13 protein-coding genes and 1 pseudogene are annotated in these 14,068 nt (G+C 37.2%); all 14 read right to left on the bottom strand.

What is annotated here, in order from left to right; genetic code table 11:
- Positions 1-26 precede the first annotated feature (26 nt).
- The 14 genes and pseudogenes from KQI83_RS04295 to KQI83_RS04230 all read right to left on the bottom strand — a co-directional run bounded on the left by KQI83_RS04295 (position 27) and on the right by KQI83_RS04230 (position 14,025).
- Entirely contained in the window at positions 27-1,634 is a 1,608-nt protein-coding gene (locus KQI83_RS04295; RefSeq protein ID WP_216554989.1) for an NAD(P)/FAD-dependent oxidoreductase, read from the bottom strand.
- Positions 1,631-2,956 carry an NAD(P)/FAD-dependent oxidoreductase gene (locus tag KQI83_RS04290; protein ID WP_253295488.1) on the bottom strand — a complete coding sequence of 442 codons (1,326 nt, stop codon included), beginning with the start codon at positions 2,954-2,956 and terminating at the stop codon, positions 1,631-1,633. The genes KQI83_RS04295 and KQI83_RS04290 overlap by 4 nt, the downstream gene beginning before the upstream one ends.
- A gap of 17 nt (positions 2,957-2,973) precedes the next feature.
- On the bottom strand, positions 2,974-3,372 hold the full coding sequence (locus KQI83_RS04285) for a hypothetical protein (RefSeq protein WP_216554988.1): 399 nt from the start codon (positions 3,370-3,372) through the stop codon (positions 2,974-2,976).
- A 55-nt stretch (positions 3,373-3,427) separates the two neighbouring features.
- Positions 3,428-5,089, bottom strand: a complete 1,662-nt coding sequence (locus KQI83_RS04280; protein ID WP_216554987.1) for a putative polysaccharide biosynthesis protein — start codon at positions 5,087-5,089, stop codon at positions 3,428-3,430.
- A 21-nt stretch (positions 5,090-5,110) separates the two neighbouring features.
- Entirely contained in the window at positions 5,111-6,229 is a 1,119-nt protein-coding gene (locus KQI83_RS04275) for a DUF3048 domain-containing protein (protein WP_216554986.1), read from the bottom strand.
- Between the two features lie 27 nt (positions 6,230-6,256).
- Positions 6,257-6,751 (bottom strand): rRNA maturation RNase YbeY, encoded by a 495-nt coding sequence (ybeY, locus tag KQI83_RS04270; protein WP_216554985.1) that lies wholly within the window; start codon positions 6,749-6,751, stop codon positions 6,257-6,259.
- Entirely contained in the window at positions 6,748-7,989 is a 1,242-nt protein-coding gene (locus tag KQI83_RS04265; protein ID WP_216554983.1) for a hypothetical protein, read from the bottom strand. Before KQI83_RS04265 ends, ybeY begins: the two co-directional genes overlap by 4 nt.
- Positions 7,916-8,932: a PhoH family protein gene (locus tag KQI83_RS04260; protein WP_216554981.1), complete on the bottom strand. Its 1,017-nt coding sequence runs from the start codon at positions 8,930-8,932 to the stop codon at positions 7,916-7,918. Before KQI83_RS04260 ends, KQI83_RS04265 begins: the two co-directional genes overlap by 74 nt.
- Positions 8,907-10,169 (bottom strand): sporulation protein YqfD, encoded by a 1,263-nt coding sequence (yqfD, locus tag KQI83_RS04255; protein WP_216554979.1) that lies wholly within the window; start codon positions 10,167-10,169, stop codon positions 8,907-8,909. The genes KQI83_RS04260 and yqfD overlap by 26 nt, the downstream gene beginning before the upstream one ends.
- Before the next feature lie 11 nt (positions 10,170-10,180).
- Positions 10,181-10,462: a YabP/YqfC family sporulation protein gene (locus KQI83_RS04250; protein WP_216554978.1), complete on the bottom strand. Its 282-nt coding sequence runs from the start codon at positions 10,460-10,462 to the stop codon at positions 10,181-10,183.
- A gap of 52 nt (positions 10,463-10,514) precedes the next feature.
- Positions 10,515-11,819, bottom strand: coding sequence for a pyrimidine-nucleoside phosphorylase (locus tag KQI83_RS04245; protein ID WP_216554976.1), 1,305 nt, complete (start codon positions 11,817-11,819; stop codon positions 10,515-10,517).
- A gap of 16 nt (positions 11,820-11,835) precedes the next feature.
- Positions 11,836-12,576, bottom strand: a pseudogene (locus KQI83_RS17290) (ornithine carbamoyltransferase); the annotation flags it as partial.
- A gap of 267 nt (positions 12,577-12,843) precedes the next feature.
- On the bottom strand, positions 12,844-12,993 hold the full coding sequence (locus KQI83_RS04235) for a GNAT family N-acetyltransferase (RefSeq protein WP_216554975.1): 150 nt from the start codon (positions 12,991-12,993) through the stop codon (positions 12,844-12,846).
- 210 nt (positions 12,994-13,203) lie between these two features.
- Positions 13,204-14,025: a hypothetical protein gene (locus KQI83_RS04230; protein ID WP_216554973.1), complete on the bottom strand. Its 822-nt coding sequence runs from the start codon at positions 14,023-14,025 to the stop codon at positions 13,204-13,206.
- Between the last annotated feature and the right edge of the window lie 43 nt (positions 14,026-14,068).

Below are 14,068 nucleotides of genomic sequence, written 5' to 3'. Positions count from 1 at the left end.
TATTTCCTCTCGTTTCTGTTCTTTTCCTATGCTTCAGGTACCTTGTACCTTCTTGCTATCTCTTCTGCTATTTTCATGCCATCCATTGCCGCCGACATAATTCCGCCTGCATACCCTGCTCCTTCCCCGCAAGGGTATACTCCTTTCAAACTACTTTCAAAGTTTTCATCCCTTGGAATTCTTACCGGAGATGAAGTTCGACTTTCTACGCCAGATAAAATTGCATCTTTTCGGTCAAATTCCTGAATTCTCTTTGCAAACTGATGCATTCCCTGGACAAAAGATTCTGTAATTTCTTCTGAAAACAAGGTATGAAGTGCACCAAACGTATGCGCTCCTTTTAATTCTGTTTCAAAGGCTCCATATGTCGTGGAATCCTTTCTTTGTTCAAAATCTCCGAATAACTGTTGTGGCACTTTGCCGTTTCCTAATTCATATGCTTTTTGTTCCAGTTTTCTTTGAAATTCCACACCGCTCAAAGGTTCTCTACTTCCAAAATCTTCCGGTGTAACAGTTACAATAATTGCACTGTTGGCATTTTTTCCATTTCTTCCACTATAGCTCATGCCATTTACTGCCAGTCGACCTTCTTCTGAAGAAGCATTCACTACATAACCGCCCGGACACATACAAAAAGAATAGACACCTCTTCCATTTTCCAAGTTTGCCGTAACTTTATAGGATGCAGCAGGTAACATATCGGCAGCTTCTCCATATTGGTTTTTACTAATCATTTCCTGTGGATGTTCTACGCGCATTCCAACCGCAAAAGATTTTGCTTCCATAGGCACTTTACGTTCCAGTAACATTTCAAAGGTGTCTCTGGCACTATGCCCGATTGCTAAAACCAATGCTTCCGTCGGAATTTGAAATTCCTTTCCATCTTTTTCATTTCTGCATATAATACCTGTTATTTCATTGTCTCTTCGCACAATGTCTTTCATACAAGTTTCAAATAGGTATTCCCCACCCCAAACTTTTATTTGGTTACGCATATCGGCTACTACCTTCATTAAAATATCCGTTCCAATATGAGGTTTATTCATGTATGAAATCTTTTCCGGTGCTCCATGAAAAATAAAAATATCAAGCACTTTTTTATTTCTTCCTTTTACATCCTTTACAAGAGTATTTAACTTACCATCAGAAAAAGTTCCTGCACCACCTTCTCCAAACTGCACATTAGAGTGAATATCCAGTACATTTGTTTTCCAAAACGCCTCTACATCCTTTTGACGTTGCTCTACACATCTGCCACGTTCAATTATAATTGGGCGATAACCATGCTGTGCCAGTAAATACCCGCAAAATAAACCCGCAGGACCACTTCCGATTATAACCGGACGATGTTTTAAGACCCTTGTTCCATTTTCAGGAAAAACATATGCTACATCTGTTGCAATAGAAAGATGATTGTTTTTTAACTTTTTTAAGAGTTTTTGTTCGTTCGGAACTGATACATCTACCGTATAAACATAAGATACTTCCTGCTTTTTTCTGGCATCAATGGATTGCTTTTTTATAAAATACTCTTGTATATCCGCCGCTGACATTTTAAGTGTCTTCGCTATTTTTTGTTTTAGCTGTTCTTCCGTATGAGAAATAGGTAATTTTAATTGCTGTATTCGAATCATATCTGTTTGCTTCCTTCCCCTGCATAGGCACCGGCTATCCAACCGCTGGACCATGCCCATTGCAAATTGTAACCACCGCACATTCCGTCAATATCTATTACTTCCCCTGCAAAATAAAGTCCCGAAACTAGTTTAGACTCCATCGTGGTAGCGTTAATTTCTTCTGTATCTACGCCACCGGCGGTTACCTGTGCTGACTCAAACCCTTTTGTTCCGGTAATATCTACTCGTAAGTGCCGCACTGTCTTTGTCAGTTCTTTGATTTTTTCTCTGGAACAATTCTTTGCGCTTAAATCTAGCACGATTCCACTTTGTGTTAAAAGAACGTTTATCAGCTTATTCGGAAACAATCCTATCATAGCTTCGTATGCAGACTTTTTATTTCCGTAGGTAACAAACCGTTCCTCTAACATTTTCTCCGTTTGTGCCTCTGTCTGCCATGGAAGGAAATCCAGCAAAATATAAACCTCTTTTCCTTCTTGCAAAGCATAAGAGGCATATCTGCTTATCTGAAAAACAGGGATTCCAGATACACCATATTCGGTCAATTGAAGTTCTCCTGTTTCTTCGGCTATTTTCTCATTTTCTATGTAGATTTCTACTCGATTTTCTGCACGAATTCCTGCAATTTCCGGCAAAAATGACTGTTTTCCCTGCAAAGCGACAAGTGCAGGCACAATATCTATTATTTTATGACCAAAACCTTCAATATATGGAATTCCGCTTCCGTCACTTCCTGTTTTCTTTGCTGTCTTTCCTCCGGTAGCAATTATACAGGTGCTACTCTGAAATTCTCCCTGCTTGGTGTTAAAAATAAATTCATTTTCTACTTTTTGAATACTTCGAATACCAACATTGTAAGCAATTCTTATCTTTTGATATCTGCACTCCATCAAAAGCACTTCCCGTATAGCCGATGCCTGTCCACTTGCCGGATAATAATAACCATCTCTTTTACTACGAGGCTCTATTCCTAATTTTTGAAAAAGTTCTAAGGTATCTTCTAAACCAAATTGTTGGAAAACAGGCAATACAAAGGCAGGGTTCTTGCCTCTATAATACAAGGTTCCCTGCTTTTCATTGGTAAAGTTGCATTTTCCATTTCCGGTTGCCAGTATTTTTTTCCCTGCGCTCTCCATGTGTTCTAAAATCAATACACTTGCGCCATGTCTCGCAGCACTGATTCCTGCCATCATTCCGGCTGCCCCAGCACCAACGATAATTACATCAAATTTCCTACCCATGGGTTTTACTTTTCCTATCTTTCTGTTACTTTTATGATTTTCTGCTATCCATGATTTTATCACAACCCCAAATAACATTCAAGATTTGCGACTCCTTAACTAGAATAATTCTCAAGAAAGCTGTAAAGTTGTTCTTCACTGCTAATATATTTTCCTTCTCCAATTTCTTTTTGCAGTTGTTCTGGAAGTTTGGATACTAAAATATCGGTAGATGCATACAATGTCTTACGGTCTGTATGATATACCGCTACATACCCTTTTTCTTCTAATAAGATATATTCATAGGGTTCTACCACATTCAAACTTTCTTTTATATCCGTATCTTCCTCTTTTGCGTTTCCCAGTTTTACATTTTCCGTTTCCAACAAAGTAATCTGCTTTTCATAGGAATCCCAGTTTTTCATGGTTCCTGCAAAAAATCCTATGCAGCTAGAAAAAGCTGCTGTAAATAAGCTTACGCCCACTAACAGGCGGATACTACATGTTCTTTTCATCATAAACTCCTTTTTATGTAGTATCCGCCTGTTTTTAAATTTTTATACACATTTTTTATTTTTTCAAAAGATGTAGTTTTTTTGCAATCTTTACTAATAAATATCCTTTCGGAAATGCTTTTAATTCTTCTTCCGTCAAGCCACGCATTAATAAAAGTACTACACCATATACAATCACTCCAACAAGAATAGCTGCCGCTGTTGCAATTACATTTCTTTTTATTGTTTTAATCAAAAGCTCATACATACCGTATACTGCTCCGCCCATAACCACAGAGGCAATTGCCGGAATCAGGAATGTCCTGACAATTTCCTGGCGATACTTTATATATTTTCGTATTGCGGCACCATTTAAAATACACATTAAAAATGAGAAAAATGTATTCGCCCATACGACTGCATAGATATTCAGGTTAAAACCATACATCAGTATGAATAACACTCCTATATGAAGTGCCAGGGTAATTACTGCATTTTTTACCGGTGCTTTCATACGGTCAATTCCCTGAAGTATACCGTTACTTAATGTAGACAAGGAATAAAAGATAATAGAAATTGCTCCTACCTGTATCATCCTTGCCGGCATTTGCCTTGCATCATGGAATAACAATTGCAATATCGGAGATGCCAACACTCCCATGCCTACTGCACATGGAAAAGCAATGACCATGACAAAGCGAGTGGAACTTGCAATTTTTCTTCGCACCTGTGGGAAATCTCTTGATGCAAATGCAGTTGCAAGACTTGGTACACTAGATGCTGCCATGGATGATGCAATTGCTATTGGCACATTAATCAATGTTTTATATTTTCCGCTAAAAATTCCCCACATAGTACTGTAAGTTTTTTCTGCATATCCTTGCGCTGCTGCCACATGCTTAAAAATTCCCATGTCAATAATAGAACTGATATTATAGATAGTTGTACTTAATAAAACCGGGATGATTGTCATAACCAAAACAAAAAAGATGTTTCGATAGCTTTCTTCTCCCTTTCTTCTATCCCGGAGCATTTGGCGTTTAAACACCGGTACATAAGCAGAAAATACAAATAACACAAATAGCAATGCTGCTAATGCTCCTAATCCGGTACCTATCGTTCCGCCTGCTGCTCCATAAGCAGCTCCATACTGGTCTGAATTACCTAAAACCGCACCGATACGAGAACCGTATCCGAATAACATATAAGCTGCCCATATACTTACAATCGCATTTACAATCTGTTCCAGTAGCTGGGAAATGGCACTTGGCATCATCGTACCCATTCCTTGGAAAAATCCACGCACTACGCCAAGAACTGCTACCACCAGTAACGTGGGTGCCAATACTTTTAATGCAAAAATACTAAGAGGAGTTTTTACCAAATAAACAGTTATAACTTCTGCTCCAAAATATACAATCAAAGCTGCTATCGTACCGGAAATTGCTGCAAACAAGATTGCCCCTTTAAAAAGTCGATATGCATTTTTTCTCTCTCCCTTAGCAACTCTGGTTGATACTAATTTGGAAACAGCCAATGGTAAGCTGTAGGAGGAAATCAGCAACAGAATACTGTATACCTCCATTGCCGCTCCATAATAATCATTTCCAATATCACCGATAATTGCAGTTAAAGGGATTCGGTACAACAATCCAATTACTCTACTAATAATAGATGCCACTGCCAGAATGGAACCTTGTATTAGAAAACCGGATTCATTTTTTTTCTGTGTGCTCATAAAAGTTCCTCAAATTCGTTCTTATTCCGCAACTCTTGCCTGCTGTAATTCTTCCTCTGACTGGTATACATGGAAACGATCTTTATAGGTATCCTGTACAATACATACCCATGTCTTACCCTGATTAATGGTAATCTCATTTCCGCTTTCATCAAAGTAACGTGCCGGTGAATTCTCATTCGCCTTTGTCCATGTTACTTTTTCCATTTTTCCATTTGTAATATAAGCACCTTCTCCACCGGAAGTTGTATTAATATCTAAATATCCGTTTTCGTCTTTATTAGACCAGGAACAATACTGAATCAAAATATTTTTTACTGCTAATTGCTGTTCATTTGCACCATCAATTTGCTTATCCTTAAATTCATAACGATAATACAAACCATCATTTGCATTGTATACAAACCAAGGCTTATTTACCACATATCCCGGGCTTACAACCTGTGCATCTTCGCCGTTTGCCAATGTTACTTCCTGGTCATCTTCTGCAAACTGGTAATGTCCTTTATAATCTTCTGAAAGTTCTGTACGATATCCTTTTTTCTCAATTCCGGCATTAATTCCCTCTGCGCTTGCAAAAGCATTGTGAGGTGCCTTACGGTTTGCATCACGATAAAATACAATAGAACCAACAGAACCATCAAGTCCGCTTAAGTTATTTACGTCTTCCTGTGCTAATAAAGGTTCTGCATAAATAGATTGTCCGTAATGTGCATATATTGCATCAAATTCTTTTGCAAAGTAAAGAAAATAATGACGACAGCTTCTTACTGAACCGATTTTATCCAATGCAGAATAATCTTGGAAAATTGCCATCAAACGAGTATATGCTCCTTCTACCGGAACCTCGTAAATAATATCTGCGGAAGATATCCCATACTGTGGTAATGCATCAGAAGTATTTCCAATCATAATTGCCAACGGACGTTTCTTTGCCTGATTTTCATCAATCCATTGTCCGGACAAATAACTCTTAGCCTGTCCTTCATGTGTATCAACCGGTTCTTCTACCGGTTCTTCCTTTTTAACTTCTTCTTTTTTCACTTCCTGCTTTGGTTCTTCCTTTTTCTTGCCACATCCAGCAATTGCTGTAACTGCCATACAAGTTGCCAATACAACACATAACATACGTTTTTTCATTATTTTTCCTCCATTTTCCTTCTATAATTATCGCAAAATATTCATATGCTCTAAGATTTCTCGTTGTTTTTGTTCCATAACTGCTGCTTCTTCCTCTGTCATATGATCATACCCAAACAGATGCAACATACTATGTAAAATTAAAAAAGCAAATTCCCGCTTAGCACTATGTCCATAGCTTTCTGCCTGCTCTTTCACCTTATCTACACATAAAATGATGTCCCCCAAAAGTGCTTCTCCTGTATCCGGATTAAAATTATCCTCATCAGCTTCTATATTGGAAAAATCTCCGGGAGCTTCATATGCAATCATTGGAAAAGACAGCACATCCGTTGGACGATCTATATTACGATGTTCCCGATTGATTTCGTGAATTTCATCTAATGATACCAACAAAAGATTTACCTCTGCTTCATAAGGGAATTTTTCCCATGTTATTGCCGCTTCTATTACTTCTTTTGCCAGTGTTTCATAATCAAAGTCAAATTCCGGATTCTGCTCTTCCTCGATACTAACTGTCACAGTAGTTTCGCCTCCTTTATTAAGTAATCTCTGATTTTCAAAAACATATTCATACTAAACCCGGCTTTATCATATAATCCTGCTGCCGAGTTTTCATTCAATGTCTGATAAACTAATATATCCTGATTCCATGAATTAGACAAGGTATTCTTGTCCAACACATCGAACTTAGCTACTACGCTGTCTACTATATGTACAATCGCCGATTCCACAGTAGTAGGCAAAGCCTTTTCTCCATTGTATTCACTCAAAATCTGTACAACCTGCATCGGAAAGTAATTGCTCTTGGCTAAAAGAACCCCATTTTCTACATATGGTTTTCCTTCCATTCTGCCGATTCGATAATAAAATCCGCCTGCCGCTGCCACAAATGGGTCTGCACCTACTTCTTTTGCACATTCTCTTGCAATATCAGATACCTTTCTTGCGTGACGATAATCTGCTTTAGAAAAGTTTCTCATTACTTGTACTAAACTAAAATCTTCTGATATAATTCGTTCCAATGTCTGTTCGCTGGTATGACTCATTCGTTCTGTCAGCCAACGATACAAGATAACTGTGAGTCCTGCTGTAATGATTCCATTGCACACCCCATAGCTTATCATATTTATATTTATTTTACCAGTATCCAAGTAAGAAAATACCACAGTGCATCCCAAAGTAAATATTGCAATCACCATGGCTACCCACTTTTGATTTTCCTTCTCCTTCAAGAAGTCAACAATCATAGCCCCGCAAACAAGTAACACAACTGCCCACAAAAACTGGTATACGCCTCCACCCTTAGAAATATTCCATACCACACAATAAAATATTCCAGCCAACATTCCAAGAGAAGAATTGGTTACAATTGTCATTCCTACTGCCATAAGCATTACAGGTGCCACATACGATGGTAAAAATAAAAATATAATCGTTGCCACACAACAAACACCGTGACTAATAGAAATTCTTACATAATTATTTGCTTTTTCATGAAACCATCCCTTTTTCAGACGATAAATTTCCATGCCTAATACAAATATTATTAAGAACAGTGCACTGGAAAACCCAAGTGCAATACGACTACCAGGTGTTAACTTTGACAAACATCCACAAATGACAGCAGTAATCATTCCACTTACCATCATAATGCAAATCATGTAAAATCGTTTCCAGGACCAGTTATCTTCCAGCATCGGTCTTTTTTCTGCTTCTGTTTCTATTTTTTTCTTTTCCTTTGGTCTCTTTCTTTTCATATTCTTCATAAGCCTTTACTATTTTTTGTACTAATGGATGACGTACTACGTCGGCACTGCTCAATCTGCAAATCCCAATATCCTCTACATTTTTCAAAACCCGCAATGCCACGTCTAGTCCCGAAGTTGCTCCCGGTGCCAAATCCTTCTGCGTTGCATCTCCGGTTACTACTACTTTAGAGCCAAAGCCGATACGAGTTAAAAACATCTTCATTTGTGCAGGAGTTGTATTCTGTGCCTCATCCAGAATAATAAAAGCATTATCTAAGGTACGTCCTCTCATGTAAGCAAGAGGAGCTACTTCTATTAACCCCTTTTCCATGTTTTTCTGAAAACTGTCTGCTCCCATAATCTGGTATAATGCATCATATAAAGGACGCAGATATGGGTCAATTTTGCTCTGCAAATCTCCCGGAAGAAATCCTAACTTTTCGCCTGCCTCTATCGCCGGTCTGGTAAGAATAATTCGATTTACTTCTTCATTCTTAAATGCCGTAATCGCCATTGCCATGGCAAGATACGTCTTACCCGTTCCTGCCGGCCCCATTCCAAACACAATCATTTTATTACGAATTTCATCTACATACTTTTTCTGTCCAAGTGTCTTCGGCTTTACCGGCTTTCCATTAATAGTATGACAAATCAGTTCCTTATCAATCTCTACAATTGCAGATTCCTTTTCTTCAAAAGTTAACGATATTGCATAATCTACGTTCTGTTCTGTAATCTGGTTCCCACGCTTGGAAAGTTCAAATAGCTGTGTAAATACACGCAGTGCCTTTTGAATATCCTGCTCATTTCCCAGAATCTTCATGTTGTTTTCCCGGATTACAACGGTAACGCCAAATGCTCGCTCTATTTTCTTCATATACATATCGAACTGTCCAAATACATTAGACATATGTTCTACCGGTATATCAATTGTTCTCTCCATCAGACTCATCTGTTATCTGCCCTTCCTGTGTCTCTTCTACTATGACGGAAGCTTTTGCCGTTCCGATTTTTTCAATCACTTTTATAGAACCTGAAGCCTTACATTTTTTTCCGTCTGTTACTATCATAACATTATTTTCTATAATTTGAACCCCTTTTTGTCTTAATTTTTCATTAAATTGCTCCAATTTCTTTTCAGCCACCTGTTTCGCTTCTTCTTTGGTATGCCGCTTTTTTACGATTTTATACTCCTTATAAGTTTTCCGTCTAAAAGCTCCCGGCAGGTAAAAACTATCCCCTAACTTCCAGTCATACTCATCTGTTATGGTATCGTAATTTGAAAACTTTTTTGTAAAACTAGGAATGGAAATTTGTTGTTTTCCTATACGCATTTCATACGCTGTCGCCTCGTTGCCGGTAAATTCCTTATCCTGATATTCTAACAAAAAACTGTCATCATACGGATAATCCGTAATTCCCATGATATCCGCATCCGAACTGCAATATTGATAGGCAGTTGCCTCTCCGTCATCATTGATAACCGGAATACGTCCTTCTACTAAAACATCTCCCTTATGAACCTCTGCGCCTTTTTCCACCTGTGGCAAGCCCTTTCTTGTAAGAATACTGTAAATAACAGCATCCTTATCCGAAACAATGTCAACCGGTGTTCCATCCTCTGTCTTCTTTTCTTCTGCCTGTTGGTTGGTAGAAAGATTTTCCTGAATGTCTATCACCAACATCGTTCCTTCTACCTTTACGGATGCCCAAATAATATCATCATACCCGGTTCTTAGAAGTTCCTCTATAGCTTCGCAATTTATCTTGCTTTTTGGCATTCCGTGATATATCTGATGTTCTTCTAAAAACTTAATAATGCCTTCGTCCGTACGATGAAGATTACCCTCTACCTGAATTTTCCACACAAACAAAGACATGGTATACAGTAACAGGCTACATACCAAAATCCCTACTGCAAACAGTTTACGTTTTCGATATCGGTGCAAATAAAAAGGCATTCCATAACGTTCCAATATCACAAATGTTGTCCTTGTTTTTTTCAAAATGGGTTTCAGGCTCTTCAATCCCTTGATACTAATACAAAATATGTAATTGCCGTCCTCATATTCCAGATTCCAAATCAGAATATTGCGGTTGCTACACAGATTCAGGAAACGTTCCGGTGCATATCCGTAAAGTTTTACTTTTACATACCCTTGCAGATACTTTAATTTATCAATTAACAAAATACTACTCCTTATGAGTCATATAAGATTCCCTGTATAAATCCAGTGATTTTCATTTCCTCATTGGTATAGTATTCTATCATCAGACGTTTTCCTGCTACTGTGACTTGACAATTTTTCGTCTGGACACGAATCTTTTCGTTGGTATATTCTATGATTCCTTTATAATTTTCTATCAGTACCTGGTTCCTTCCTGTGGCAGAAATAATAACTGCCCCATACATAATATCCTTTGGAAGTTCCAGTGATTCCACAATATTCGATTTGACCCGACTTAAATTCTTTTTTCCCATATTGCACTATATGATATATAGCATGTACTTATTCCCCAGAAGGTCTTCCTTTCTATTTAAGAATCCCTTTTATCATAGGAACCGGATTTGGTTCTTCTTGTTGCACTTCATAGGCACATACAATTTTTGCATAGGCTTCTTTTGCCTTTTCCATATCGTTTGCAAAAATAGTTGCAAGAACATCACCCATTTTTACCTTATCTCCACGCTTTTTATTCAAAAGTACACCAACTGTAAGGTCAATTTTGCTTTCTTTGGTTGCTCTTCCGCCACCAAGAACTAAGCTTGCCAATCCGATTTCTTCTGCCTTGATTTTAGAAACATATCCTTCCTCTGTGTTTATCACTTCCATGACAATTCCTGCTCTCGGAAGTATTTCCGGCTGATACACAAAACGTTTTTCACCACCCTGTGCTTCTACAAATTCTGCAAACTTGTCTAATGCGGTCTTGTTTTTAATGGTTTCTTCCAACATGGCTCTTGCTTCTTCCTCTGTTTTAGCTTTTTCGGCAAATAAAACCATTTGTGTTCCCAATGCATATACCACTTCCATAAAATCTTTTGGTCCTAAACCGTTGAGTGCAAGAATTGCTTCCTTTACTTCCAGCACATTTCCAACTGCATTTCCTAACGGTTGATCCATATCCGTAACAACTGCTGCCATTTTCTTTCCTGCATTTTTACCAATCTTCACCATTTCTTTTGCCAAGGCAACTGCATCTTCTTCTGTTTTCATAAATGCACCATTTCCGGTTTTTACATCTAATACAATAGCATCTGCACCTGCTGCTAATTTTTTACTCATGATACTGGAAGCAATTAAGGAAAGCTGATCTACGGTCGCCGTAACATCTCTTAATGCATACAACTTCTTATCTGCCGGTGCAAGATTGGCAGTTTGCCCCATAATTGCCATTTTTACCTGATTTACATTTTGGTAGAATTGCTCTTCTGTAAGACTGGTGGAAAATCCCGGAAAACATTCTAACTTATCGATTGTACCTCCTGTGTGCCCAAGTCCTCTTCCGGACATTTTGGCAACCGGAATCCCAAGTGCAGCCACCATTGGTGCTAACACAAGGGATGTTTTGTCTCCAACTCCGCCTGTACTGTGCTTATCTACCTTGATTCCTTCGATTTCAGATAAATCCAGTACATCGCCACTGTCTCTCATAGCAAGGGTAAGATTGAGTGTTTCTTCATCATTCATTCCTTGAAAACAAATTGCCATCATCATAGCTGACATCTGATAATCCGGAATCTCGCCATTTGTGTAACCTGTAATCATAAATTCAATTTCTTCTTTTGTTAAGGCTTCGCCCTTTTTCTTTTTGTTAATCAAATCATACATTCGCATTTTATTTACCTCTTTCCTATGGCATCATATTAAAAATAAGAACTGCTTGTTGTCTTTCTAATAAACTTTTCTTGAATTCATACCCCACCAAGTATTTACTCTCAATTGCATCTTCCGATACTTCTTCTCCCCGATAAAAAGGCGGACATGGATTTAATATGGCATTCTTGTTGGCATGTTCCATGCGCTGATAAGTTACCTGATAATCTGCAAAATCTTTCAATTCATCCCTGCCCAAAGAGTCGGTACATATAATATCCTTATCCCAAATAGCTTTGTCTAAATTATGTAAAACTGTAGTTTCCGGCATTTCATATCCATATGGACAACATTGTTCTAAAGAAAATCCCATAACTTCTGATGCTTCCTTCCATGCTAATCCAATATTCCCATTGGCACCTACAAACAAATATCTGTCTTTTATAAAATCTTCTCTAATTTTAGATAGGGAATACATATCCGCCAACATTTCACATGGATGATTAATGTCTGTCAGCGCATTGATAATCGGCATTTTTGCATACTTTGTCATGTTTTCTAACATAGTAATATCTTTGTATCGAACAATCACCCCATCTACCCAATTATTCAAATACCCTACCACATCCTGTATTTTTTCTTTTTTGTTTAAGGTTTCCGGTGAAAAAAGAATTGACTGTCCTCCCAGCAAATAAATTCCTTTTTTAAAAGTCACTCTTGTACGAATACTGGATTCCGGAAAAAACATCACGATTGTTTTTCCTTTTAAAAACTCTTGATATTTTCCCTGTTTTAATTAGTCTGCAATGTTAAAAATTTCTTTTATATCTTCCTTACTATAATCACTTAATCTAATCAAATGTTTCATTCTTCGTATTTCTCCATTAGGTAAAACGATCCTTACACTCTGTACCGCTTATAATGTTCTTTTCATTATAACGCAAACCAGATTTCTTGTACAGGAAAACAGGACTTATCTCCCATTAAGATAAAGTCCTGTTTTTCCAACTATAAGTTGTCGGCTTTTTATACCTAAAATAGCATTTTATTTTCTTTCGGAATAATCAGAATCCAAAATGCCATATACATAATAGTCACACCATGTATTAATCATTTTTCCTTGTCTGATAAATCCTTCCTTTGTATAACCACACTTCTCAAGTATTCTCTGTGAAGCCACATTAAATCTGCACATGACTATATCCTTCAAGTCCTTTTAGCCCTTCTGCATATTTTGGTTTAATGACCACTTTTACATTTCCTTCTTCATTTACAATCTTTCCGATGGAAAATACTTTAATATCGTTCTTCTTGAACCTCCTAAAATTTTCTCATCGAGTACCCGATACCTATATTCTACAGAAGGTAATTTATACTTCAACCCCTTTTTCACAAAAAGGATCTTCTATATATTCTTTTCCAATATTTTCTTTGCTTGTTCTGGAGTTAAGCCAAAATTTTCTACTAATTTTAACATAATTTCATCATCAGAAAGTTTCATGTCACGATATGCTAATATTACACCTTCTATTTTCCCTTGTTCAATTCCTATTTCTAATATATTCATTTTGACAGCCTCCCATTCTTCTGACTGTTTTACCTCATTTACAATGGAATCCAGTTTTAAAATTCGTCTATCCTTTATCAAAATTTCAGGATTATCCAATCGCGTTTCTTTCATATATTGTAACAAGCTGATTAACTCTGGCTTTCCATTTTTACTACTCATATTTAAAAATATCTTTTCTGTACCATCTTCTAAATGCAATCCTGGTATTTCTTCACATTGTTCTGTAAAAGTATACTTTGCAATATCTTTCTTGAAAATATCTTCTTGAGTGATAAAAATAATAATTGTAGATGGAAGATTTTTGTATAAGGTTTGTTCTCCTGATTTTAAGATGGGAGAATCCAACAATCCTTGATAATATCTTGAACGTTTTCTCACATCATCATGCTTCGTATCATTCTGCATTTTCGTATTAATCTGACGATTATTTTTATCTAATGCCCACGCATCTAATCGAATTGCTCTTTTTCCACTTTTATTAAGTACAACCTGTTCCACCTTTACATCTGTAAGTTCTAAATCAACTTCATCTAAAATAATACTTAACGTGCTCTCATATGCTTCCTTATTCTTCATTACAGACAGAAAAAGTGCAAAATCACTGAGATTAAACTCATACTCCTCTGGTAATACACCTACTAAATTCTCCTTTGTCATTCACATACTTCCTTTCTTTTTCACTTTGCAGGAAGATGCATCA

It is taken from the genome of Roseburia sp. MSJ-14, assembly GCF_018918225.1.
In the GTDB taxonomy this organism is placed as follows: Bacteria; Bacillota; Clostridia; order Lachnospirales; family Lachnospiraceae; genus Petralouisia.
This window is presented reverse-complemented; position numbering and strand designations above follow the sequence as displayed.

What these genes read in the sequence shown, in the direction of transcription:
- KQI83_RS04295 (WP_216554989.1), bottom strand. Translation starts at nt 1,634, where the DNA reads ATGATTCGAATACAGCAATTAAAATTACCTATTTCTCATACGGAAGAA.
- KQI83_RS04290 (WP_253295488.1), bottom strand. Translation starts at nt 2,956, where the DNA reads ATGTTATTTGGGGTTGTGATAAAATCATGGATAGCAGAAAATCATAAA.
- KQI83_RS04285 (WP_216554988.1), bottom strand. Translation starts at nt 3,372, where the DNA reads ATGAAAAGAACATGTAGTATCCGCCTGTTAGTGGGCGTAAGCTTATTT.
- KQI83_RS04280 (WP_216554987.1), bottom strand. Translation starts at nt 5,089, where the DNA reads ATGAGCACACAGAAAAAAAATGAATCCGGTTTTCTAATACAAGGTTCC.
- KQI83_RS04275 (WP_216554986.1), bottom strand. Translation starts at nt 6,229, where the DNA reads ATGAAAAAACGTATGTTATGTGTTGTATTGGCAACTTGTATGGCAGTT.
- KQI83_RS04265 (WP_216554983.1), bottom strand. Translation starts at nt 7,989, where the DNA reads ATGAAAAGAAAGAGACCAAAGGAAAAGAAAAAAATAGAAACAGAAGCA.
- KQI83_RS04260 (WP_216554981.1), bottom strand. Translation starts at nt 8,932, where the DNA reads ATGAGTCTGATGGAGAGAACAATTGATATACCGGTAGAACATATGTCT.
- KQI83_RS04250 (WP_216554978.1), bottom strand. Translation starts at nt 10,462, where the DNA reads ATGGGAAAAAAGAATTTAAGTCGGGTCAAATCGAATATTGTGGAATCA.
- KQI83_RS04245 (WP_216554976.1), bottom strand. Translation starts at nt 11,819, where the DNA reads ATGCGAATGTATGATTTGATTAACAAAAAGAAAAAGGGCGAAGCCTTA.
- KQI83_RS04235 (WP_216554975.1), bottom strand. Translation starts at nt 12,993, where the DNA reads ATGTGCAGATTTAATGTGGCTTCACAGAGAATACTTGAGAAGTGTGGT.
- KQI83_RS04230 (WP_216554973.1), bottom strand. Translation starts at nt 14,025, where the DNA reads ATGACAAAGGAGAATTTAGTAGGTGTATTACCAGAGGAGTATGAGTTT.